This window comes from Streptomyces sp. NPDC014861 (genome assembly GCF_043081625.1).
In the GTDB taxonomy this organism is placed as follows: domain Bacteria; phylum Actinomycetota; class Actinomycetes; order Streptomycetales; family Streptomycetaceae; genus Streptomyces.
Genome location: NZ_JBIBWV010000001.1, coordinates 305,218 through 325,341, shown reverse-complemented (window position 1 = coordinate 325,341; position 20,124 = coordinate 305,218). Strand labels below are relative to the sequence as shown.

Annotated in this window: 19 protein-coding genes; 12 read left to right on the top strand and 7 right to left on the bottom strand. The window is 74.1% G+C overall.

Annotated elements, in window-relative coordinates:
• Positions 1–28: 28 nt before the first annotated feature.
• Complete coding sequence (locus ACF1BN_RS01315) at positions 29–460, top strand: RidA family protein (protein WP_392329518.1); 432 nt, start codon at positions 29–31, stop codon at positions 458–460.
• A gap of 29 nt (positions 461–489) precedes the next feature.
• Here ACF1BN_RS01315 and ACF1BN_RS01310 read toward each other — a convergent pair whose 3' ends face one another.
• Entirely contained in the window at positions 490–1,707 is a 1,218-nt protein-coding gene (locus ACF1BN_RS01310) for a saccharopine dehydrogenase family protein (RefSeq protein WP_392329965.1), read from the bottom strand.
• 263 nt (positions 1,708–1,970) lie between these two features.
• Between ACF1BN_RS01310 and ACF1BN_RS01305 the strand changes: the two genes are divergently transcribed.
• The 4 genes from ACF1BN_RS01305 (at position 1,971) to ACF1BN_RS01290 (ending at position 7,967) form a co-directional block, all read left to right on the top strand.
• The gene (locus ACF1BN_RS01305) at positions 1,971–3,221 is read left to right on the top strand and encodes a CaiB/BaiF CoA transferase family protein (RefSeq protein ID WP_392329517.1); all 1,251 of its coding nucleotides are present in this window, start codon (positions 1,971–1,973) and stop codon (positions 3,219–3,221) included.
• Complete coding sequence (locus tag ACF1BN_RS01300) at positions 3,218–4,369, top strand: acyl-CoA dehydrogenase family protein (RefSeq protein ID WP_392329516.1); 1,152 nt, start codon at positions 3,218–3,220, stop codon at positions 4,367–4,369. The genes ACF1BN_RS01305 and ACF1BN_RS01300 overlap by 4 nt, the downstream gene beginning before the upstream one ends.
• A 169-nt stretch (positions 4,370–4,538) precedes the next feature.
• A complete protein-coding gene (locus tag ACF1BN_RS01295) occupies positions 4,539–5,753 on the top strand; it encodes an acetyl-CoA C-acetyltransferase (protein WP_392329515.1) in 1,215 nt (404 codons plus the stop codon).
• Positions 5,754–5,792: 39 nt separating this feature from the next.
• A complete protein-coding gene (locus tag ACF1BN_RS01290; RefSeq protein ID WP_392329514.1) occupies positions 5,793–7,967 on the top strand; it encodes a 3-hydroxyacyl-CoA dehydrogenase NAD-binding domain-containing protein in 2,175 nt (724 codons plus the stop codon).
• Here ACF1BN_RS01290 and ACF1BN_RS01285 read toward each other — a convergent pair.
• The 3 genes from ACF1BN_RS01285 to ACF1BN_RS01275 are packed head-to-tail and all read right to left on the bottom strand — an operon-like array spanning position 7,954 to position 9,510.
• A complete protein-coding gene (locus ACF1BN_RS01285) occupies positions 7,954–8,691 on the bottom strand; it encodes a MerR family transcriptional regulator (RefSeq protein ID WP_392329513.1) in 738 nt (245 codons plus the stop codon). The two genes, ACF1BN_RS01290 and ACF1BN_RS01285, sit on opposite strands and share 14 nt — an antisense overlap.
• Positions 8,692–8,746: 55 nt before the next feature.
• On the bottom strand, positions 8,747–9,301 hold the full coding sequence (locus ACF1BN_RS01280; protein WP_392329512.1) for a Clp protease N-terminal domain-containing protein: 555 nt from the start codon (positions 9,299–9,301) through the stop codon (positions 8,747–8,749).
• Positions 9,301–9,510, bottom strand: coding sequence for a helix-turn-helix domain-containing protein (locus ACF1BN_RS01275; protein ID WP_317875982.1), 210 nt, complete (start codon positions 9,508–9,510; stop codon positions 9,301–9,303). Before ACF1BN_RS01275 ends, ACF1BN_RS01280 begins: the two co-directional genes overlap by 1 nt.
• Positions 9,511–9,673: 163 nt before the next feature.
• Between ACF1BN_RS01275 and ACF1BN_RS01270 the strand changes: the two genes are divergently transcribed.
• Positions 9,674–10,171, top strand: coding sequence for a hypothetical protein (locus ACF1BN_RS01270; RefSeq protein ID WP_392329511.1), 498 nt, complete (start codon positions 9,674–9,676; stop codon positions 10,169–10,171).
• Positions 10,172–10,193: 22 nt separating this feature from the next.
• Here the strand turns inward: ACF1BN_RS01270 and sph are convergent, their stop codons facing one another.
• Positions 10,194–11,177 carry a sphingomyelin phosphodiesterase gene (sph, locus tag ACF1BN_RS01265; protein WP_392329510.1) on the bottom strand — a complete coding sequence of 328 codons (984 nt, stop codon included), beginning with the start codon at positions 11,175–11,177 and terminating at the stop codon, positions 10,194–10,196.
• Positions 11,178–11,349: 172 nt separating this feature from the next.
• Between sph and ACF1BN_RS01260 the strand changes: the two genes are divergently transcribed.
• Positions 11,350–11,841, top strand: coding sequence for a hypothetical protein (locus ACF1BN_RS01260; RefSeq protein ID WP_392329509.1), 492 nt, complete (start codon positions 11,350–11,352; stop codon positions 11,839–11,841).
• 146 nt (positions 11,842–11,987) lie between these two features.
• The gene (locus tag ACF1BN_RS01255; RefSeq protein WP_392329508.1) at positions 11,988–12,890 is read left to right on the top strand and encodes an oxygenase MpaB family protein; all 903 of its coding nucleotides are present in this window, start codon (positions 11,988–11,990) and stop codon (positions 12,888–12,890) included.
• A 22-nt stretch (positions 12,891–12,912) separates the two neighbouring features.
• On the opposite strand, the gene ACF1BN_RS01250 is transcribed toward ACF1BN_RS01255, so the two are convergent.
• A complete protein-coding gene (locus tag ACF1BN_RS01250; RefSeq protein ID WP_392329507.1) occupies positions 12,913–14,433 on the bottom strand; it encodes a M1 family metallopeptidase in 1,521 nt (506 codons plus the stop codon).
• 223 nt (positions 14,434–14,656) lie between these two features.
• Here ACF1BN_RS01250 and ACF1BN_RS01245 point away from each other — a divergent pair, with 223 nt between their 5' ends.
• Entirely contained in the window at positions 14,657–15,967 is a 1,311-nt protein-coding gene (locus ACF1BN_RS01245) for a M14 family metallocarboxypeptidase (RefSeq protein WP_392329506.1), read from the top strand.
• Positions 15,968–16,083: 116 nt separating this feature from the next.
• Complete coding sequence (locus ACF1BN_RS01240) at positions 16,084–16,389, top strand: hypothetical protein (RefSeq protein WP_392329505.1); 306 nt, start codon at positions 16,084–16,086, stop codon at positions 16,387–16,389.
• Positions 16,390–16,551: 162 nt separating this feature from the next.
• Here the strand turns inward: ACF1BN_RS01240 and ACF1BN_RS01235 are convergent, their stop codons facing one another.
• Positions 16,552–17,520, bottom strand: a complete 969-nt coding sequence (locus tag ACF1BN_RS01235) for an NAD(P)/FAD-dependent oxidoreductase (protein ID WP_392329504.1) — start codon at positions 17,518–17,520, stop codon at positions 16,552–16,554.
• Between the two features lie 53 nt (positions 17,521–17,573).
• Here ACF1BN_RS01235 and ACF1BN_RS01230 point away from each other — a divergent pair, with 53 nt between their 5' ends.
• Together ACF1BN_RS01230 and ACF1BN_RS01225 are read left to right on the top strand one after the other, a co-directional pair.
• A complete protein-coding gene (locus tag ACF1BN_RS01230; RefSeq protein ID WP_392329503.1) occupies positions 17,574–19,211 on the top strand; it encodes an ABC-F family ATP-binding cassette domain-containing protein in 1,638 nt (545 codons plus the stop codon).
• A 352-nt stretch (positions 19,212–19,563) separates the two neighbouring features.
• Positions 19,564–19,968, top strand: coding sequence for a hypothetical protein (locus ACF1BN_RS01225; RefSeq protein ID WP_392329502.1), 405 nt, complete (start codon positions 19,564–19,566; stop codon positions 19,966–19,968).
• Positions 19,969–20,124: the final 156 nt, after the last annotated feature.

Sequence of the window (20,124 nt, the reverse complement as noted above, 5' to 3'; positions counted from 1 at the left end):
CCGGGCGCGCGGTGGGCAGGATGAGCGGATGGATCCGCAGACCACACCCCGACGACTCGTCTCCTCCGGCTCCCCCCTCGAACCGGAGATCGGCTTCTCCCGCGCGGTACGGCACGGCCCGTACGTCTCCGTCGCCGGCACCGCGCCGATCGCGGCCGACGGCACCACCTCCGCGCCCGGCGACGTCTACGCCCAGACCGTGCGATGTCTCGACATCGCCGAGGCCGCCCTCCGCGAGGCGGGCGCCCGCCTGACCGACGTCGTCCGCACCCGGGTCATGCTCACGGACGCCACGACCTGGCGGGAGGCGGCCCGCGCCCACGGCGAGCGGTTCGCCGCGATCCGGCCCGCCTGCACCTTCCTGGAGGTGTCCCGGTTCATCGACCCGCAGTGGCTGGTCGAGGTCGAGATCGACGCGATCGTGACCGACCACACCGCCCCGGACATGATCGGCTGGTGAGAGGCCTCCGGTGACGGCGCGGCCGCCCGCTACTCCGTGTGCGCCACCCGGAAGCGGAGGCCCGCCGCCCGCAACCGGGCGATGAGCGCGTCGCCCATCGCCACCGCCGTGGTGACCTGGCCCGCCGTCTTCGGCAGCGGGTCCAGGGCGAGGCAGAGCGCCGACTCGGCGAGCATCTTCGCCGTCTCGTCGTAGCCGGGGTCGCCGCCCGACACCTCGGTGAAGACCCGCCGTCCGCCGCCCTCGCCGACGAAGCGGACGGTGAACCAGCTGCGGGCACGCCGCTCGGCCGACGGGCCGGAGCCCGCCTGGTAGCGGTCCATCATCCACCGCCGTGCGGCGGGCACCTGGGCCGCCGTGACGGCCGCGCCGATCGCCGCGGTGCCGCCGAGCGCCATCGGCAGCGTCTTCACCGAGGCGTAGTGGCGGTACCGGAAGTCGGGGCCGTACCGGTCGAGCGCGGCCGCCGACCGGGCCACCACCTGCGGGTCGAGGGTGGGCAGCGGCAGCGCCCAGGTGCCCGTCTCGGTGCTGAAGCGGGGGGCGCCCAGCGGTGCTCGGGCCCGCCGGCCCACCGACCGGGGCGCGTGCAGCCGGCGCTCACGGGCGGCCCGCAGGATCTCCCGGCCGCGCCCGAAGGCGGTCAGGGCGGAGGCGAAGGTCCCGCCGGAGAAGACGGCGCCGGCCCGGACGTAGCCGTCGACGCGCAGCGGTACGCCCTCCGGCAGCTGCTCCACGGTGAAGAGGACGCCGAGGTCGTGGGGGACGGAGTCGAAGCCGCAGGCGTGCACGATCCGGGCACCGGTCTCCCGGGCGCGGGCGTCGTGGCGGACGTACATGTGATCGACGAACTCGGCCTCGCCGGTCAGATCCAGGTAGTCGGTGCCGGCGTCCGCGCAGGCGGCGACGAGTCCTTCGCCGTACCAGACGTACGGGCCGACCGTGGAGGCCACCACCCGGGCGGACCGGGCGAGTTCCCGCAGCGCGGCTGGGTCCCCGGAGTCCGCGACCACCAGCGGCAGGTCCGCGCAGTGCGGCCGGCCGGCGGCGAGCCGGTCCCGCAGCGCCGCCAGCTTCGCCGCCGAGCGCCCGGCGAGGGCCCAGCGGCACCCGGGGGGCGCGTGCTCGGCCAGATACTCGGCGGTGAGCTCGCCCACGAACCCGGTCGCCCCGTAGAGGACCACGTCGTACGGCCGTGCCCCGGCCTCCGCGCCGGGCTCCCGCCCCGCGTCCGCGCCTGTCTCCATCGAGCCCCACTCCCGTCCCTCGCGTCGCCCCTCGGCGACGCTCTCGGCCGCGTACCCCGTCACGCGTCGGCGAAGCCCCTCGGTCGTGCCGTGGGCGACGCCGTCGGCGATGTCGTCGGCGGTGTAGTCGGCGGAGGATAGCGGACCCGGTCGCCCCGTCGAATTTCCAAGCGCTTGCTCGGCCGGGGGGCTTGTGCCGAGTGGAACACGTTCCTAGCATCTCCGGTGTTACATCATTGGTGTCACACACTCCTGGGGGCTCGATGGGCACGAGGCAGACCGAGCGGACCGGCCCGCTCGCCGGCGTCCGGGTGGTGGAACTCGCCGGCATCGGCCCCGGCCCCTTCGCCGCCATGCTCCTCGGCGACCTCGGCGCCGACGTCGTCCGCGTGGACCGCCCGGGCGGCGCCGGCATCGGCGTCGACCCGGCCAAGGATCTGACCAACCGCAACAAGCGCTCGGTCCTCCTCGACCTGAAGAGCCCCGAGGGCCGCGCCGCCGCCCTCGACCTGACCGAGCGCGCCGACGTGCTGATCGAGGGGTACCGCCCCGGTGTCGCCGAACGCCTCGGCGTCGGCCCGGAGGAGTGCCTCGCCCGCAACCCCCGACTCGTCTACGGGCGGATGACCGGCTGGGGCCAGGACGGACCGCTCGCCCCCACCGCCGGCCACGACATCGGCTACATCGCCGTCACCGGCGCCCTCGGCATGATCGGCCCGGACCCGGACGGCCCGCCGGCCATCCCCGCCAACCTCGTCGGCGACTACGCCGGCGGCTCCCTCTACCTCGTCATCGGCGTCCTCGCCGCTCTCCAGCACGCCCGCGCGCACGGCGAGGGGCAGGTCGTCGACGCGGCCATCGTGGACGGCACCGCCCACCTCACCACCATGATCCACGCCATGGTCGCGGCCGGCGGCTGGCAGGACCGGCGCGGGGTGAACCTCCTCGACGGCGGCTGCCCCTTCTACGGCGTGTACGCGACCTCCGACGGCGGCCACATGGCCGTCGGCGCCCTGGAGGAACGCTTCTACGACGAGTTCGCCCGCCTCCTCGACCTCACCGAGCCCGGCTCCGGAGCCGGGCCCGGAGCGGAGCCCAAAGCCACAGCCGAGCCCGCAGCCGGTGCCTACGCCACCGCGCTCCGCCGCGACCTCGCCCGCTGGCCCGAGCTGCGCGAGGCCGTCGCGGCGCGCTTCCGGAGCCGTACCCGCGCCGAGTGGACCGAGGTCTTCGAGGGCACCGACGCCTGCGTCGCCCCCGTCCTCTCGCTCCGCGAGGCCCCCGCCCACCCGCACCTCGCCGCCCGCGCCACCTTCACCGAGCACGGCGGGCTGGTCCAGCCGGCGCCCGCGCCCCGCTTCTCCGCCACCCCCGGCACCCTCCGTACCGGCCCGGTGCTGCCCGGCGCCGACACCGCCGAGGTCGCCCGCGACTGGGGCGTCCCCGCCCTGCGCCCCGAGGACGCCCCGCACATCCCGGACGCCCCGCCCACCCAGGAGTCGAAGACCGCATGAAGCGCACGCTCTACACCGAGGACCACGAGGCCTTCCGGGCCACCGTCCGCACCTTCCTGGAGAAGGAGGTCCTGCCCCACTACGAGCAGTGGGAGAAGGACGGCATCGTCTCCCGCGAGGCCTGGCTCGCCGCCGGCCGGCAGGGCCTGCTCGGCATCGCCGTCGAGGAGGAGCACGGCGGCGGGGGCAACCCCGACTTCCGGTACGCCGCCGTGCTCGCCGAGGAGTTCACCAAGGCGGCCGCCCCCGGCCTCGCCATCGGCCTCCACAACGACATCATCGGCCCGTACCTCACCAAGCTCGCCACCGAGGAGCAGCGGCGGCGCTGGCTGCCGGGCTTCTGCTCCGGCGAGATCGTCACCGCGATCGCGATGACCGAGCCCGGTGCCGGTTCCGATCTCCAGGGCATCCGCACCACCGCGGAGGACCGCGGCGACCATTGGGTCCTCAACGGCTCGAAGACCTTCATCTCCAACGGCATCCTCGCCGATCTGGTGGTCGTCGTCGCGAGGACCACCCCTGAGGGCGGCGCCCGCGGCCTCTCCCTGCTCGTGGTCGAGCGGGGCATGGAGGGCTTCGAGCGCGGCCGCAACCTCGACAAGATCGGGCAGAAGTCCCAGGACACCGCCGAGCTCTTCTTCAAGGACGTCCGCGTCCCCAAGGAGAACCTGCTGGGCGAGCTCGACGGCGCCTTCGTCCACCTGATGACCAACCTCGCCCAGGAGCGCCTCGCGATCGCGGTCGCCGGGATCGCCGGCGCCGAGCACCTGCTGGAGCTCACCACCCGGTACGTCAAGGAGCGCGAGGCCTTCGGGCGGCCGCTCGCCAAGCTCCAGCACGTGCGGTTCGAGATCGCGGAGATGGCGACCGAGTGCGCCGTCACCCGCGCCTTCGTGGACCGCTGCATCGCCGAGCACGCGGACCCGACCGGGCTGGGCCTCGATCCCGTCAACGCCTCCATGGCGAAGTGGTGGGCGACCGAGCTCCAGAAGCGGGTCACCGACCGCTGTCTGCAACTGCACGGCGGATACGGCTACATGAGCGAGTTCCCGGTCGCCCGCGCCTTCACCGACGGCCGCATCCAGACCATCTACGGCGGCACGACCGAGATCATGAAGGAGATCATCGGCCGCTCCCTCCTCGGCTGATCGCCGCCCTCGGCCGACCCCCGGACGTCCTCGGCCGACCCCCGACATCCTCGGCCGACCCCAGAAACCCCCGGCCGACCCTCAGGCGTCCTCGGAAGACACGACGGACGCCACGCCCCGCCCCGACCCCTCCCGCTCGTCGCAAACCCTCACCCGCGAAAGGCTTCCCGTGAGCACCGAAGCGTACGTGTACGACGCGATCCGCACCCCGCGCGGACGCGGCAAGGCCAACGGCTCCCTGCACGGCACCAAGCCCATCGACCTGGTCACCGGCCTGATCCGGGAGATCCAGACCCGCAACCCCGGGCTCGACCCGGCCGCCGTCGACGACATCGTCCTCGGCGTCGTCGGCCCGGTCGGCGACCAGGGCTCCGACATCGCCCGGATCGCCGCCATCGCCGCCGGTCTCCCCGACACCGTCGCCGGCGTCCAGGAGAACCGCTTCTGCGCCTCGGGCCTCGAAGCGGTGAACATGGCCGCCATGAAGGTCCGCTCCGGCTGGGAGGACCTCGTCCTCGCCGGTGGCGTCGAGTCCATGTCCCGGGTGCCGATGGCCTCGGACGGCGGCGCCTGGTTCGCCGACCCGATGACCAACCTGGAGACCAACTTCGTCCCGCAGGGCATCGGCGCCGACCTCATCGCCACCATCGAGGGCTTCAGCCGCCGCGACGTGGACGAGTACGCCGCCCTCTCCCAGGAGCGCGCCGCGACCGCCTGGAAGGAGGGGCGCTTCGGCCGCTCCGTCGTCCCCGTCGTCGACCGGGCCGGCCTGACGGTCCTCGACCACGACGAGTTCATGCGCCCCGGCACCACCGCCGACTCCCTCGCCCGGCTCAAGCCGTCCTTCGCGGACATCGGCGAGCTCGGCGGCTTCGACGCGGTCGCGCTCCAGAAGTACCACTGGATCGAGGAGATCGACCACGTCCACCACGCGGGCAACTCCTCCGGCATCGTCGACGGCGCCTCCCTCGTCGCCGTCGGCTCGAAGGAGATCGGGGAGCGGTACGGGCTGACGCCCCGCGCCCGGATCGTCTCCGCCGCCGTCTCCGGCTCCGAGCCCACCATCATGCTCACCGGCCCCGCCCCGGCCACCCGCAAGGCGCTCGCCAAGGCCGGACTCACCATCGACGACATCGACCTGATCGAGATCAACGAGGCCTTCGCCGCGGTCGTCCTCCGCTTCGTCAAGGACATGGGCGTCTCCCTGGACAAGGTCAACGTCAACGGCGGCGCCATCGCGCTCGGCCACCCGCTCGGCGCCACCGGCGCGATCATCCTCGGCACCCTCGTCGACGAGCTGGAGCGCCAGGACAAGCGCTACGGCCTCGCCACCCTCTGCGTCGGCGGCGGCATGGGCATCGCCACCATCGTCGAGCGCGTCTGACCTCCCCGTCCGCACCCCTCTACCGGAGAAGCATCAGTCATGAGCGAGAGCAGCACCATCCGCTGGGAGCAGGACCACACGGGGATCGTCACCCTCGTCCTCGACGACCCGAACCAGTCCGCCAACACCATGAACCAGGCGTTCCGCGCGTCGATCAAGGCCGTCGCCGACCGCCTGGAGGCCGAGAAGGACTCCATCCGCGGCGTCATCTACACCTCCGCGAAGAAGACCTTCTTCGCCGGCGGGGACCTCAAGGACATGATCCAGGCGGGCCCCGAGCACGCCCAGGACATCTTCGGCGCCGCCATGGACATGAAGCGGGCCCTGCGCCGCATCGAGACGCTCGGCAAGCCCGTCGTCGCCGCCCTCAACGGCGCGGCCCTCGGCGGCGGTTACGAGATCGCGCTCGCCTCCCACCACCGGATCGCGCTCGACGCGTCCGGCTCCAAGATCGGCCTGCCCGAGGTCACCCTCGGTCTGCTGCCCGGCGGCGGCGGCGTCACCCGCACCGTCCGCCTCATGGGCATCACCGACGCCCTCCTCAAGGTCCTCCTCCAGGGCACCCAGTACACCCCGAAGCGCGCCCTCGACAGCGGCCTGGTCCACGAACTGGCGTCCACGCCGGAGGAGATGATGGCCAAGGCCATCGCCTTCATCGACACCCACCCGGAGTCCGCGCAGCCCTGGGACGTGCCCGGGTACCGCATCCCCGGCGGCACCCCGTCGAACCCGAAGTTCGCCGCGAACCTGCCGGCCTTCCCGGCCAACCTGCGCAAGACGCTGAACGGCGCCCCCTACCCGGCCCCGCGCAACATCATGGCCGCGGCCGTCGAGGGCTCCCAGGTCGACTTCGAGTCCGCTCAGGTCATCGAGTCGCGCTACTTCACCGAGCTGGTCACCGGCCAGACCGCGAAGAACATGATCCAGGCGTTCTTCTTCGACCTCCAGGCCGTCAACTCCGGCGCCAGCCGCCCCAAGGGCGTCGAGAAGCGCCAGGTCCGCAAGGTCGCCGTGCTCGGCGCCGGCATGATGGGCGCCGGCATCGCCTACTCCTGCGCCCGCGCCGGCATCGAGGTGGTCCTCAAGGACGTCACCGACGAGGCCGCCGCCAAGGGCAGGGCGTACTCCGAGAAGCTCTGCGCCAAGGCCGTCTCCCGGGGCCGTACGACGCAGGAGAAGGCCGACGCCCTGCTCGCCCGCATCACCCCCACCGCCGACCCGCGGGCGCTGGCCGGCTGCGACGCGGTGATCGAGGCCGTCTTCGAGGACACCTCGCTCAAGCACAAGGTCTTCCAGGAGATCCAGCACGTCGTCGACGCCGACGCGCTGCTCTGCTCCAACACCTCGACCCTGCCCATCACCGTCCTCGCCGAGGGCGTCGAGCGCCAGGACGACTTCATCGGCCTGCACTTCTTCTCGCCGGTCGACAAGATGCCGCTGGTCGAGATCATCAAGGGCGAGCGCACCGGGGACGAGGCCCTGGCCCGCGCCTTCGACCTGGTCCGCCAGATCAACAAGACGCCGATCGTCGTCAACGACTCGCGCGGCTTCTTCACCTCCCGCGTCATCGGGCACTTCCTCAACGAGGGCGTCGCGATGGTCGGCGAGGGCATCGAGCCCGCCTCGATCGAGCAGGCCGCGGCGCAGGCCGGCTACCCGGCCAAGATCCTGTCCCTGATGGACGAGCTGACCCTCACGCTGCCGCGCAAGATCCGCAACGAGACGAAGAAGGCCGTCGAGGAGTCCGGCGGCGTCTGGGCCACCCACCCCGGCGAGGCCGTCATCGACCGCATGGTCGACGAGTTCGGCCGCCCCGGCCGCAGCGGCGGCGCGGGCTTCTACGACTACGACGAGACGGGCAGGCGCGGCAGGCTGTGGCCGGGTCTGCGCGAGCACTTCGCGAAGCCGGGGTACGAGATCCCCTTCCGCGACATGCAGGAGCGCATGCTCTTCGCGGAGGCCCTGGACACCGTCCGCCTCCTGGAGGAGGGCGTCCTGACCTCGGTCGCCGACGCCAACATCGGCTCCATCATGGGCATCGGCTTCCCGGCCTGGACCGGCGGCATCCTCCAGTACGTCAACGGCTACGAGGGCGGTGTCGCCGGCTTCACGGCGCGCGCCCGCGAGCTGGCGGAGACGTACGGCGAGCGCTTCGCCCCGCCGGCCCTCCTGGTGGCGAAGGCGGAGCGGGGCGAGACCTTCACGGACTCCTGAACGCCGACCGCAACTCCTCGCTCAGGGAGCGCTGGAACGCGGTGACGAGGGCCTGGACCACCATCGGCTGCATGTGCGCCGAGAGCGACCTCATCGCGGTGAGGTGGTCCGGGTCCTCCCCGCTCTCCCGGTACGGGTTCCACACCTCCTCCTGGAACAGCCGCGCCAACTCCTGGGCGGCGGACCGGGCGTGGGCGAGGAGCACCGTCCGGGAGGCGAGGATGGTCTCGTGCTCGATCGGCACGTCGAGGAGTTCGACACCGAGCCGCAGCAGGGACCCGTCGAGCCGGAACACCCCGTCGTCGCCGGACGGCTCCAGCACCCCGATGGCGGCCAGCCGTTCGAGGTCCCGGTCGGCCAACTCCCTCCCGGCGCGCCGCTCCAGCTCCCTCCGGGTGATGGTCTCCGCGGACTCCGGCGCCCAGGACGCCACGAGCGCCCGGTGCACGGCGAGGTCCTGGGCGCTGAGTTCGGGCGGCAGCTGCTCCAGGTACCGCTCGATCGCGGCGAGCGTCATGCCCTGCCGCTGGAGCTCCTCGATGAGCGCGAGCCGGGCCAGGTGCTCGGGGCCGTACCGGCCGACCCGGCGGGGGCCGATCACCGGCGGCGGCAGCAGCCCCCGCGTCCCGTAGAACCGCACGGTCCGCACCGTGACCCCGGCCCGCGCGGCCAGTTCGTCGACGGTGTACCCGGGCAGCCGTCCCTCGTCGCTCGCGTCCTCCATGGTGGAACAGTATTGCTGTCTCACCACTGCTGTGAAAGACCCCGGGCCTCCCGGGTCACCGCCGCGCGGGTGCGGCGAGGGCGGCGTCGACGGCCGTGTACGTCACTCCGTGGTCGGCCAGGGCCTCGGCGACCACCCCGCCGGTCGTGGTGAGGGCGAGGAGCAGGTGCTCGTCGCCGATCTCCCGGTCCTTGCGGGCCAGCGCCACGCGCAGGGACTTCTCCAGCACGGTCTTCGCCTCGCGGGAGAAGGTCCGGCGCCCGGACCACCGGCCCGGGTCCTTGCGGTCCGCCGCGAGCGCCCCCGTCCCGTGGGTCTCCTCGACGCGGGCGACGATCGCGCCGACGTCGATGCCGAGGTCCGCCAGGGCCTCCGCGTCCGCCCGGGACAGCCCGGCCCGGCGCCGGGCGTCGGTGAGGGCGGCGAGCAGCGAAGGGCGCCGGTCCGGCGGGCAGAGCCGGCCGAGCGCCGCCGCCGCGCGGGTGTCCTCCCGGTCGAGCAGGGCCAGCAGCAGGTGCTCCGGAGTGACGGTCGCCGCGCCTCCGCGTCCGGCGTGCTCGGCGGCGCCCTGCACCACGGCGCGCGCGGCCTTCGTGAACCGTTCGAACATCACTGCCTCCCGTACTTCTTGTGGACGGCCTGCCGGCTGACACCCAGCTCGGTCGCGATCTCCTGCCAGGACCACCCCTGGTTGCGCGCGGCGCGCACCTGGACGGCCTCCAGCTGTTCCAGCAGTCGCCGCAAGGCGGACACGGCCCGCAGTCCGACCCGGGGGTCGCGGTCACCGGCCCGTGCGGCGAGATCGGTCGCATCGGTCATGGTGTCAATGTAGGTTGACATCCGATCGGATGTCAACCCCGGTTGACGGCTCCCGTTGTCGGACCCTCCCCCTACCGTGTGCGGGGGCGGGGGCGGACGGAGCGCCGGTGGGGGTTAGAGTCGGCGGCCGGTCCGCGTCGGCGGGCGGGAACAGGGGAGTGGGATGTACGCGCAACTGAGGGAGACCGCTTCGGAATTGGCCGGAGTCCTGTGGCGGGAGCACACCGTGTACCGGGAGCGGGGCGGTGGCGTGGTGATCCGGGGGGAGCACGTGGAGCGGTGGATCAGCCTGGCGCCGACGGGCGGCAAGGACCGCGCGCTGCTGCGGGCCGGACGGCTGCTCGACGGCGGGACGACGGCCCCGGCGCGTACCGAGGTCGTCGTGGACCTCACGGCGCCGGTCTCCGAGCTGGCCGCCGTGTGCCGGCGGATGCTCGCCGAGGTCGCCGCGGCGGCGGAGCCGCCCGCCGCCGGGCCCTCGCGGGCCGGGCGCCCCGGGAAGCCCCGGAAGGACAAGGGCTCCGGCCCCTCGCGCGCCGGGCGGCCGGAGCGGGCGCGGAGGAGCCGGCACACGGGTGCCGGCTCCTGGGTGGTGCTGGTGCTGGTCGGCATAGCCGTGGCCGCCTGGGCGTACACCGTCTTCGGCGGCCCCGGCTACTGACCCGCGGGCCCGGGAGGCCGGCTCAGAAGGCGGTCACCGGGTAGTGGTCCGACAGGTTGGTGTACGTGTACGTCGTGCCCCAGCTGGAGACCGTCCACGGCGCGGCCGACTCCAGGATCACGTGGTTGGTCCAGTTCGCCGGGCGGGCGTTCCCCGCCCGGTGGAGGACGTGATCCAGGTCCTCGCGCGGGTCGTCCGGGTAGCGCTCGGCCGCGATCGAGTTCAGTTCGGTGTCGAAGGAGTACGGGTGGCCGGTGCGGGCGTCCGCGTCCGCCAGGCCCGCGTCGGCGAGCATCGAGGCGTACTCGGGCGAGTGGGAGTCGACGTTCATGTCGCCGGCGACGATCACCTGCTCGCCGGCCGGGATGTTCTTGGCGTCGAGGAAGGCGTCCATCGCCTTGAACTGGCGGCTGCGCGTCTGCGCCGCCTCGCCCGCCGCGCAGCCCGGGTCGGTGGACTGGGCGTGGGTGCCCACGACGTGCACCCGGCTGCCGTTCACGTCGAGGACCGCGTAGGCGAAGCCCTTGTTCGAGAACCAGTCGGCGCCGCAGGCGTCCTTGTAGACGTACTGCTCCTTGCGGACGATCGGCCACTTGCTGAGGATCGTCACCCCGCCGTCCTCGGGCGTCGCCGCCGCGTAGGAGCCGCCGGTCGCGTCCCAGCCGCTCTTGGAGCGGCCCACGACGGGCGTCTGGTGCGGGTACGCGGCGGCGGCGTTCGCCTTCAGCGCGTCCGAGGAGGAGTTGTCGAACGCCTCCTGGATCACCACGACGTCCTGGCCCCGGAAGAAGGGCGCCGCGGGTATCGCCCGGGCCCGGTGGTCCTGTCCCCAGTTCGGGTAGAGGGTCTTGCTGAAGAGGAAGGCGTTGTAGGTGAGCACCTTCAGGCGGGGCACCCCGTCCGTGGCGGACGCGGAGGCGGCGGGGGCGGTCGCCCCCAGGGTGGCGGCGGCGAGTGCCAGGGGGACGGCGGCACCGGGGATGCGGCGGAACGTGCTGAGGGACACGTGAACTCCCGACGGGTGGTGGGGGGTTGTACTCGGCGCGCGCCATACAATCAGTCGTAGTTACCTTCCGGTAGCCTTCAGGTGCCGGGAATCTTGCCCGCGTCGTACGAGCGCGCCAACGATCGCCCGGGTGTACGATTCGCCGCTTCCGGGACCAGGTAGAATGCGCGCCATGACGACCCTCGCCTCCAACTCCACGATCTTCAACATGGACCTCGGTCCGCTCAACCCGGTCTGGGCTGAGCTCATCCTCGGCTTCGCCGTCTTCTTCCTCACCTTCTTCTTCCTGGCCAAGGTGATCCTTCCGAAGATCAAGCGCACCATCGAGGAGCGCGAGGACGCCACCGAGGGCGCCACCGGCCGCGCCGACGACCTGCGCGCCGAGGCCGCCGAGATCCGCGCCCAGTACGAGGCCGAGCTCGCCGAGGCCCGCCACGACGCCGCCCGGATCCGCTCCAAGGCCGTCGAGGAGGGCTCCACCGCCATCGCCGCCGCCCGCGCCGAGGGCCAGGCCGAGCGCGACGCCATCCTCGTCGCCGGCACCGCGAAGATCACCGCCGAGCGCGAGGCCGCCGAGCGCGAGCTCAACGCCGACGTCGACGCCTGGGCCCGCGCCCTCGCCAGCCGCATCGTCGGCGAGCCGGTCGGCGCCGACCGCGCCTGACCGCGACCGAACCGCGACCACCACGCCGGGGCCGTTCCCGGGGCGAGAGCCCACGGGAACGGCCCCGGCGTCGTACGCCCCGACCGTGCGCCCGAGGTGCACCCTGGAGGGGCGGCCACCGAGGCGAGAGGCAGGGGGACCCCCGTATGAGCACCAGGTCCGGAACCGAGACCCGGGCGCAGGCCCCCGGCGGACGGCGGGCGCCCGACCCCGCCCCGCCGCCCGTCGGCGGCGTGCTGTGGAGCGTCGCCGGGGACGTCCGGGCGCTGCTCATGCTGCCCGCCGCGCTCACCATGCAGGTCGCCCACCCGGCGATCGGCGCCGGCGTCGACGAGCACTCCGTCTTCCGCACCGACCCCTGGGGGCGCGGCGAGCGCTCGCTGCGCTCCGTCCAGCTCTGGGTGTACGGGGGCGACGAGGCCGCGGCCGAGGGGCGCCGGCTGCGCGCGCTGCACCGGGACATCCAGGGCACCGACGCGCACGGGCGCCGCTACCACGCCCTCACCCCCGCCTACTACGCCTGGGTCCACGCCACCGGCTACCCCGTCTACCGGCACGGCCTCGCCCTGCTCCACCGCCCCCTCACCGAGGCCCAGGACCGCGCGCTGTACGCGGAGTGGCTCCAGGTCGGCCGGATCCTCGGCATCCACGACCGGGACATGCCGCAGGCCGTCGAGGAGTTCTGGCCCTACTACCGCGAGGTGCTCGCGGAGGAGCTGGAGGCCACCGCCGTCGTCCGCGAGCTCATCGACCCGGACGCCCCCGTCCCCGCCCCCGACCGGGGCCCGCTGCTCGTCCGGCTCGCGCTTCGCCCGCTCTGGCCGCTGCTCCGCCGCCCCTTCCAGCGGATCCGCGCCTTCCTCACCGTCGGCCTGATGCCGCCGGACGCCCGCGCGGCCATCGGCCTGGAGTGGACGCCCGGGCAGGAGCGCCGGCTGCGCCGCCTCGCCCGCTTCGTCCGGCTCGTCGTGCCGGTCCTGCCCGAGCGGCTGCGCTACCTCCCGCTCGCCCGCGACGCCCGCGAGGCCGCCCGCCGCGCGGAGCGCTGACGGACGGCCTCGCGGGGGCTTCTCAGTGGTCCTCGTGGTCGTGAACCGTGTTCGTCGCGGCGATCTTCTTCCACGACCTCGGCTGCGCGGGCTTCGCCCGGAGGGACTCCGGCGCGGCCGACCGCGCCGCCGGGGCCGCCGCCGCCGACGGACCGGCGGCCGGCTTGGAGGGCTCGTACAGCCAGGTGTCGAAGAGCGCCGCCAGCGGCTTGCCGGAGACCTGCTCCGCGTACCGGACGAAGTCCGCGACCCGCGCGTTGCCGTGCGCGAACCGCTGCGGCCACCCCTTCAGGATCGCGAAGAAGTCCTCGTCGCCGATCTCGTTCCGCAGTGCCTGGAGCGCCAGCGCGCCCCGGTCGTACACCGCGATGTGGAACAGGGCGTCCGCCCCCGGGTCGCCCGGCTTCACCGTCCAGAACGGGTCCTCGGCCGTCCGCAGGGCGTAGACGTAGTCCGCCAGTTCCTGGGCCGTGCCCTCGCCCTCCTTCTCCGACCACAGCCACTGGCTGTAGCGGGCGAAGCCCTCGTTGATCCAGATGTCCTTCCAGTCGCGCACCGAGACGCTGTCGCCGTACCACTGGTGGGCCAGCTCGTGCACGACCACCGAGGTGTTCGCGCCGTTGGCGAACTGGCGGGGGCTGTAGAAGGGCCGGGTCTGGGTCTCCAGGGCGTAGCCGCTGGTCACGTTCGGCACGTAGCCGCCGAGCGCGTTGAAGGGGTACGGGCCGAAGACCCCCTCCAGCCACTCCGCGACCTCGGCGGTCCGCTCGACCGAGGCGCGGGCCGCGCCCGCGTTGTCGCCGAGGTCCTTGCTGTAGGCGTTGAGGACGGGCAGCCCGTTCGCGGTCCGGTCCGTCGTGATGTCGAACCTGCCGACCGCGAGGGTGGCCAGATATGTCGCCTGCGGCTTGGTGGAGCGCCAGTGGAAGCGGGTCCAGCCGAGCCGGGAGGACTGTGCCTGGAGCACGCCGTTGCTGATCGCCTGGGTGCCGTCCGGCACCGACACCGACACGTCGAAGGTGGCCTTGTCGCGCGGGTGGTCGTTGGAGGGGAACCACCAGGCGGCCGAGTCCGGCTCCTGCGCGGCGACCCCGCCGTCCGGGGTGCGGTGCCAGGCGGACCAGCCGTCGACCTTGAACTCCGAGGGCTTGCCCGCGTACCGGACCACCACCGTGACCTGCTTGCTCCTCGGCAGCGGGGCCGCGGGGACGATCTCCAGCTCGTGCTCGCCGGTCGCGGTGAACTTCGCGAGCCGCCCGTCGACCCGGACCTCCGTGGCCTTCAGTCCCAGGTCCAGGTTGAAGCGCGAGAGGTTCTGCGTGGTCGTCGCCAGGATCGTCGCCGTGCCCTCCAGGAGGTCGGTCGCCGGCTGGTACTTCAGGCGCAGGTCGTAGTGGGAGACGTCGTACCCGCCGTTGCCGCTGACGGGGTAGTAGGGGTCGCCGATGCCCGGCGCGCCCGGGACGTAGTCGGCCGCCGATGCCGGGATCGCCAGCAGCAGGGAGGCCGCGAGGGCGCTCGGAACGATGATTCTGCGGTGCACGGATGGTCTCCAAGTCGTGAGCGACAGAGCGGACGCGAGACGCGTGGGTGGGCGTCGGTCCTCAGTTCGTACGCATTCGGACTCTAGGAACCACGCGACGCAGGGTCACGTAAAGACCGCGTCCCGTCACACGATCGCCATTCGGCCGACACGAACCGCCGGTTCACCCGTTTCCCGTACACGGTCTTCCGCCCCGCCCCGGGCGACGAGTACGTTCCCGCCCATGCCGATGCGATTCCGCGCCGCCCGCCGCGTCCTGGCCCTCGCCGCCGGGACCGCCGTGCTCGGACTGCCCCTCGTCAGCGTCCCCGCGAAGGCGGCGGGCCCCGCCGGGCCGCCGGCCCCGCCCCGGACCGGCTTCGAGACGAGCGGCGGCGCGCGCTGGACGACCGAGGCGGAGGAGCGGGACTTCCTCGCCGCCGTCGACCGGGGCAGCGACCGGGTCACCGTCACCACCCTCGGCACCACCGAGCAGGGCCGGCCGCTCCGGCTCGCCGCGCTCGGCCCCGCGCACGGCGCCACCACCGTCCTCCTCGTCTGCGGCCAGCACGGCGACGAACCCGCGGGCCGGGAGGCCTGCCTCGCCACCGTCAGGGACCTCGCCCACGCCTCCGCCCCCGCCACCCGGCGCCTCCTCGCCCGCACCACCGTCCTCGTCGTCCCCAACGCCAACCCCGACGGCCGCGAGGCCGGCACCCGCGGAAACGCCGCCGGCGTCGACGTCAACCGCGACCACCTCGCCCTGCGCACCGCGGAGGCCCGCGCCCTCGCCGCCCTCGTCCGGGACCGCCGCCCGGACCTCGTCCACGACCTCCACGAGTACGCCGCCACCCCCGGCTTCTACGACAAGGACCTGCTCGCCCTCTGGCCGCGCGGCCTCGACACCCACGCCCGCGTCCACGCCGAGTCCCGCACCCTCTCCGAGGAGTACGTCCGCCCCGGCGCGGCCCGCGCCGGGTACACCCACGGCGTCTACGGCATCTGGACCGACCCCCTCACCGGACGCCCGGTGAAGCAGGTCGCCGGCGACGGCCAGGAACGGATCCTGCGGAACACCGCCGGGATCAAGCACATGACCGCCCTCCTCGCCGAGACCCGCGAGGACCCGCTCGGCGCGGCCGAGGAGCGCGACCCCGCACTCAACCAGCGGCGCAGGGTCGCCACCCATCTCAACGCGCTGGCGGACGTCTTCGCGTACGTCTCCGAGCGCCGCGGCCCGCTCGCCGCCGCCTCCGCCGCCGCCCGCCTCTCCGGTCTCGCCGACCGGGGGCCCGTCCACCTCGGCGGCGCCGACAACGACCCGCCCGAGCCCGCCGAGATCCTCGCCGACCCGCCCTGCGGCTACCGGCTCGACGCCGTCCAGTACGCCGGGACGGGCGACGAACTCGCTCTGCACGGCGTGACGGTGAGCCGCCTGGCCGACGGCGGGGCCTTCGTGCCGCTGCGCCAGTCGCAGCGGGCGCTCGTCGCGCTGCTGCTCGACCCCAGGGCGACCTACCACCTCGTCAGTGGGCGTCCTGTGGAGGAGTGTTGACGATCGGGTGGATACGGCGGGCCGTGTCCGATCGGTCCTTTCACTCCAGGTAAAGTTACCGATCGGTACTGACCATGCCTCATCCGGGCCGCAACAGCCCCGACTTGGAGAAACACATGCACCACGCGACGCGCGCGCGCCGCATCCTGCCCGCCCTGTTCACCACGACGCTGCTGGCCGGGGGCCTGCTGCTCGGACAGGCCGTCACCGCCCCGACGGCCGAGGCGGCACCGCACCGCACCTGCAACGTCAAGCAGTTGAGGAACCAGGCGCAGGACGAGCGCAACCGGGGCGCCCAGCTCAAGCGCCTCGGCGCCCACGAGGAGTCCCGCCGCGCCTACGCCCGCGCCGCGGCCCTGGACACCCGCGCCAGGCAGTGCGAGCGCGCCGACGAGATCGTCGCGCCGCCCATCTGGAAGTGACCCGCGGCGGGACCCCGCATCCGGGAGTGACCGGCGACGGGATCTCCCGCGTCCGGTAGCGACCGGCGGCGGGACCTCCCGCATCCGGTAGCGACCGGCAGCGGGACCTCCCGCCCCGTGCCGAAGGCCCCCGCCCCCTCCAGGGCGGGGGCCTCCGGCCGTTCAGCCCGTCACGAGGTCCGCCGCCCGCCGCGCGCAGCCCCACGCCACCGTGACCCCGGCGCCCCCGTGCCCGTAGTGGTGCACGAGCAGCCCGCCGCCCGGCAGCCGCTCCGCCTCGACGCGCACCCCGCCGGACCGGGCCGGGCGCATCCCCACCCGGTGGCCCAGCACCCGGGCGCCGGCGATCTCCGGCCTGATCCGGGCGCACCGCGCCACGATCCCCGCCGCCGTCGCCGGGTCGGGCTCCGTCCCCTCCGCCCCCTCCTCCGCCGTCCCGCCGAGGACCAGCCGCCCCGGCTGCGGGAAGAAGTACGTCGTCTCCGCCGACCCGGCGTCCGCCGCCGTGAACCACTCCTCGATCCCCGGGTTCTCCACCAGCACCAACTGCCCCCGCACCGCACCCACTCCGCCGTCCGGCACCAGCTCCCGCGCGGCGAGCCCCGTGCAGTTCACCACCACCGGCGCCGCCGCGGCCGGCTCCTCCCAGCCCGTCACCGCCCGCCGCTCGACCACCCCGCCCGCCGCCTCCAGCCGGGCCCGCAGCCACGCCAGGTGGACCGGCATGTCGATCAGCGGCAACCGGGCCGCGAGCCCGGTGGCGTACGGCCCCGGCACCTCGGCCGCCGGCAGCTGACGCAGCCCCTCCACCCGCGCCGCCCACGCGCCGAGACCGGCCAGGACCGTGTCGGCGTGGACCCCCGGCACCCACCGCACCCCGGTCTCCTCCGGCGCGCCGGCCAGCTCCCCGTAGACCCGCAGCGACTCCAGCGCCCACTCCCCGGCCTGCGCCGCCGGCTCTATCCGGTACGGCCACCACAGGGCGCCCGCCACCGCGGAGGTCGTCGCCTCCGCCGGGTCCCTGGACCAGACCCGTACCAGCGCCCCGCGCTCCGCCAGCGTCACCGCCGTCGTCAGCCCGACGACCCCGCCGCCCACCACGACCACCTCGCCGATCACGCCGCTCCCCATGCCTCGGACCGTACCCGGACGACGCCCCGCACCCACGTAGGATGCGTGGTCTGATGACTGCCACTCTCGTCGCCAAGGACCTCGCCGCCGGCCACGGCGAACGCACCCTCTTCGCCGGGCTCGACCTCGTCGTCGCCCCCGGCGACGTCATCGGCCTCGTCGGCGTCAACGGCGCCGGCAAGTCCAGCCTGCTGCGGCTGCTCGCCGGGCTCGACACCCCCGAGGAGGGCGAGGTCAGGCTCTCGCCGCCCACCGCGACCGTCGGCCACCTGCCGCAGGAGCCCGAGCGGCGCGAGGGCGAGACCGTCCGGGAGTTCCTGGCCCGCCGCACCGGCGTCGCCGCCGCCCAGACCGCGATGGACGAGGCCACCCAGGGTCTCGTCGACGGCACCCCCGGCGCCGACGACGCCTACGCCACCACCCTGGAGCGCTGGCTGGACCTCGGCGGCGCCGACCTCGACGAGCGCGCCGAGGAGGTCACCGCCTCCCTCGGCCTCACCGTCGGCCTCGACCAGCCGATGACCGGCCTCTCCGGCGGCCAGGCCGCCCGCGCGGGCCTCGCCTCCCTCCTCCTCTCCCGCTACGACGTCTTCCTCCTCGACGAGCCGACCAACGACCTCGACCTGGACGGCCTGGAGCGCCTGGAGTCCTTCGTGAAGGGCCTGCGGGCCGGCACCGTCGTCGTCAGCCACGACCGCGAGTTCCTCACCCGCACCGTCACCAAGGTCCTCGAACTCGACCTCGCCCAGCAGCAGATCACCCTCTACGGCGGCGGCTACGACGCCTACCTGGACGAGCGCGCCACCGCCCGCCGGCACGCCCGCGAGGAGTACGAGGAGTACGCCGACAAGAAGTCCGCCCTGGAGGGCCGCGCGCTCATGCAGCGCAACTGGATGGACAAGGGCGTCCGCAACGCCCGCCGCAAAGCGAGCGACAACGACAAGATCGGGCGCAAGCTGCGCGGCGAGTCCAGCGAGAAGCAGGCCGCCAAGGCCCGCCAGACCCAGCGCATGATCGAGCGCCTGGAGGTCGTCGACGAGCCCCGCAAGGAATGGGAGCTGCGCATGGAGATCGCCTCCGCGCCCCGCTCCGGCGCCGTCGTCGCCACCCTCCGCGACGCCGGGGTCCGCCGCGGCGACTTCTCCTTCGGACCGGTCTCCCTCCAGATCGACTGGGCCGACCGGGTCGCCGTCACCGGAGCCAACGGCGCCGGCAAGTCCACCCTCCTCGCCGCCCTCCTCGGCCGTCTCCCGCTCGACTCCGGCCACGCCGTCCTCGGCCCCGGCGTCGTCGTCGGCGAGGTCGACCAGGCCCGCAGGCTCTTCCACGGCACCGAGACCCTCCTCGACGCCTTCTGCGCCGCCGTCCCGGAGACCGAACCGGCCGAGGTCCGCACCCTGCTCGCCAAGTTCGGCCTCAAGGCCGACCACGTGCTGCGCCCCGCCACCACCCTCTCCCCGGGCGAACGGACCCGCGCCGCGCTCGCCCTCCTCCAGGGCAGGGGCGTCAACCTCCTCGTCCTCGACGAGCCCACGAACCACCTCGACCTGCCCGCCATCGAGCAGCTGGAGTCCGCCCTCGACTCCTACGACGGCACCCTCCTCCTGGTGACGCACGACCGCCGGATGCTCGACGCGGTCCGCGTGAACCGGCGCGTCGAGGTCGCCGCGGGCAAGGTCACCGAGCTCTGATGGGCGTCGCCTCCGGCCGGGGGCGCGCCACGGCGCGCCCCCTCGCCGTCCTCGCCCCCGGCGAGCGGTGGGCGGGCGGCCCGCTCCGCCCCGCCCCGGAGGACCACCTCGGGGCCGGCGCGGTCCCCGACGCCCCGCGCGCCCCGGCGCCGGGGCTCCCCCCGACTCCGGCGGCGACCGCGGCGGCCACGCCGCGGGCGGCGACGGACGACCCGGCCGCCGCCTTGCACGGCTGCGGCGCGGGCCGTGAACTGTACGAGTACGGCTGTCCCGAGGACACGGCCGTGGCCGCCCGGACCGACGGCGCCACGACCGTGCCGGTCCTCGCGGGCGGCGCATCTACGGAGGCACCATGACCGACGACAGCGTGACCCGGCTCCTCGCGATGCTGGACGACCTCGACGCGGACGTCGACGCCACGATCGACCTCGCCGACGAGATCGCGGCCGGAGGCGACCGGGCGCTGCTGCCGCGCCTGGAGTCCGAGCTGGACCGGGCCGTCGCCGAGCGCAACGGCTACGCCCGCGAACTCCTCGGCGGCGTCCTCGCCGCCCTCGGCGGCCCGACCACCCTCCCGGTCCTCGTCCGGGCCTCGGCCGCCGACCTCGGCGACGACCAGGACGGCCTGGCCACCGAGATCGTCGACCTGGTCCAGGCCGACCCGAAGACCGCCGAGCGCGTCCTGCGCCCCCTGACCGGGGACGACGACCTCACGGTCGCCAACCGCGCCGACTGGGCACTCCGCTTCCTGCCGTAGCCCCCGGGTTCTCGCTCCGCCGGACCGGCCGCTCTGCCGGACCGCCGGTCTGCCGGACCGCAGGAGCGCCGGGCCCCCGGGTTTTCGGGCCGCCTGGCGGCCGGATCTGCCGGCCGTCGGGCGGCAGGCCGACGGTCAGCCGGCTTGCTGGGTCGC

Bases quoted from the DNA above. Each gene is read 5' to 3' on its own strand.
- ACF1BN_RS01315 (WP_392329518.1), top strand. From the start codon at position 29: ATGGATCCGCAGACCACACCCCGACGACTCGTCTCCTCCGGCTCCCCC.
- ACF1BN_RS01310 (WP_392329965.1), bottom strand. From the start codon at position 1,707: ATGGAGACAGGCGCGGACGCGGGGCGGGAGCCCGGCGCGGAGGCCGGG.
- ACF1BN_RS01305 (WP_392329517.1), top strand. From the start codon at position 1,971: ATGGGCACGAGGCAGACCGAGCGGACCGGCCCGCTCGCCGGCGTCCGG.
- ACF1BN_RS01300 (WP_392329516.1), top strand. From the start codon at position 3,218: ATGAAGCGCACGCTCTACACCGAGGACCACGAGGCCTTCCGGGCCACC.
- ACF1BN_RS01290 (WP_392329514.1), top strand. From the start codon at position 5,793: ATGAGCGAGAGCAGCACCATCCGCTGGGAGCAGGACCACACGGGGATC.
- ACF1BN_RS01285 (WP_392329513.1), bottom strand. From the start codon at position 8,691: ATGGAGGACGCGAGCGACGAGGGACGGCTGCCCGGGTACACCGTCGAC.
- ACF1BN_RS01280 (WP_392329512.1), bottom strand. From the start codon at position 9,301: ATGTTCGAACGGTTCACGAAGGCCGCGCGCGCCGTGGTGCAGGGCGCC.
- ACF1BN_RS01275 (WP_317875982.1), bottom strand. From the start codon at position 9,510: ATGACCGATGCGACCGATCTCGCCGCACGGGCCGGTGACCGCGACCCC.
- ACF1BN_RS01270 (WP_392329511.1), top strand. From the start codon at position 9,674: ATGTACGCGCAACTGAGGGAGACCGCTTCGGAATTGGCCGGAGTCCTG.
- ACF1BN_RS01260 (WP_392329509.1), top strand. From the start codon at position 11,350: ATGACGACCCTCGCCTCCAACTCCACGATCTTCAACATGGACCTCGGT.
- ACF1BN_RS01255 (WP_392329508.1), top strand. From the start codon at position 11,988: ATGAGCACCAGGTCCGGAACCGAGACCCGGGCGCAGGCCCCCGGCGGA.
- ACF1BN_RS01245 (WP_392329506.1), top strand. From the start codon at position 14,657: ATGCCGATGCGATTCCGCGCCGCCCGCCGCGTCCTGGCCCTCGCCGCC.
- ACF1BN_RS01240 (WP_392329505.1), top strand. From the start codon at position 16,084: ATGCACCACGCGACGCGCGCGCGCCGCATCCTGCCCGCCCTGTTCACC.
- ACF1BN_RS01235 (WP_392329504.1), bottom strand. From the start codon at position 17,520: ATGGGGAGCGGCGTGATCGGCGAGGTGGTCGTGGTGGGCGGCGGGGTC.
- ACF1BN_RS01230 (WP_392329503.1), top strand. From the start codon at position 17,574: ATGACTGCCACTCTCGTCGCCAAGGACCTCGCCGCCGGCCACGGCGAA.
- ACF1BN_RS01225 (WP_392329502.1), top strand. From the start codon at position 19,564: ATGACCGACGACAGCGTGACCCGGCTCCTCGCGATGCTGGACGACCTC.